Here is a 1,383-nt window from a genome sequence, read left to right as displayed (position 1 = left end):
ATCCAGTGGCCATCGGGAGTCTTGAGCTCCAGGACATGCTCGCCCACGGGGAGCTCGATGAGCAGCGGCGCGTGGCCTCGGCGCTCGCCGTCGATGATGACCACCGCGCGCAAGGCCCCCTCGCCTCCCACCGTCAGCGCCCCCAAGCCGCCATTCGCCGGGCGCGCCGGGGCACGGGCCAGCCGCTTCGGGGGCGGCTCCTGCGCTCGCGGAACCGCGCGTGTCACGGGCGCCTGCACCGGCGCGGGCGGCGAGCGCTCGGCCGGGGCGACTTCGTCCTTCTCCGGCGCGGGCGGCACCGGCACAGGGACGGCGACGGACTGCACCGCGGGCACAGGCGGCGCGTCTTCCTTCCCGAGCCTCCAAGGCCACACGGCCGCGAGCCCCCCCAGCGCGAGGACGGCGAGCCAGGGCCACCGCCGGCGCTGGGCGCGCGGCTCGCTTCGCGGTGGCGGCGTGGCGCTGCCCCCCGTCGCCGCCCCTGGCGCCGGAACGACGACTCCGCCGAGGAGCTGCTCCACCTCCAGGAAGGAGCCGGCCCACCCCGAGACGGGCCGCGCCATGGCCTCCTCCTCCTTCGCGCGGACCCGGGCCATCCACTCGCACAGCAGCGCGCGCCCTGCTCGCCCGCTTCGGGCCGCGAGCACCTCGCCGGTCGCCTCGGCGAACTCCGCCGCGCTCTGGAAGCGCTGATGCCTCGCCCTCCGCACGGCTCGCGCGATGAGGTCGCGGACGTCCGCGGGGAGCGCGTCCGACAGCTCCAGCTCCTTGCCCGCCAGCAGGTCCGCCATCCGGTCCTCGCCCGCCAGCGGGCTGTGCCCCGTCAGCAGCGCGTGCAGCACGCACCCGAGCGCGAAGAGGTCCGAGCGCCCATCCAGCGCGCCCCGCGTCACCTGCTCCGGCGGCATGTACGCCAGCTTGCCCTTCGTGAGCCCCGCCAGCGTCCGCTCCTGCCTGTCCCTGGCCAGCGCGATGCCGAAGTCCGCCAGCTTCACGTCGCCCGTCCACGACACGAGGATGTTCGAGGGGCTCACGTCGCGATGGACGATTTCCAGCGACTCCCCCGCACCATCCTTCGCCTCATGGGCATACTGGAGCGCATGGGCCACCTCGGCGCACACATGCAGCGCCAGCTCCACCGGGAAGTCCTCCCCCACCTCGAGCCCGCGCTGCCGCAGCCGCTCCGCGTCGACGCCGTCCACGTACTCGAGCACCTGGTACGGGACGCCCTCCACCACGCCGTAATCGAGGATGGACAGGATGTTGGCGTGGTGCAGCCGGCTGGCGATCCGCGCCTCGTCGAGGAACATCCGCGCCTGGGAGGGGTTCTGCTCGGGCTCTGCAATCAACCGCTTGATGGCCAGCCTCCGCGCGAAGCCCCCC

General features: G+C 74.2%; 1 protein-coding gene. It reads right to left on the bottom strand.

Features of this window, described 5'->3' with window-relative positions; genetic code table 11:
• On the bottom strand, positions 1 to 1,383 hold a 1,383-nt coding region (locus tag G4D87_RS37785; RefSeq protein ID WP_163787595.1), incomplete at both ends, for a serine/threonine-protein kinase.

It is taken from the genome of Myxococcus vastator (assembly GCF_010894475.1).
Classification (GTDB): domain Bacteria; phylum Myxococcota; class Myxococcia; order Myxococcales; family Myxococcaceae; genus Myxococcus; species Myxococcus vastator.
The sequence above is the reverse complement of the archived record's forward strand: the minus strand, read 5'-3'. Positions and strand labels throughout refer to the sequence as shown.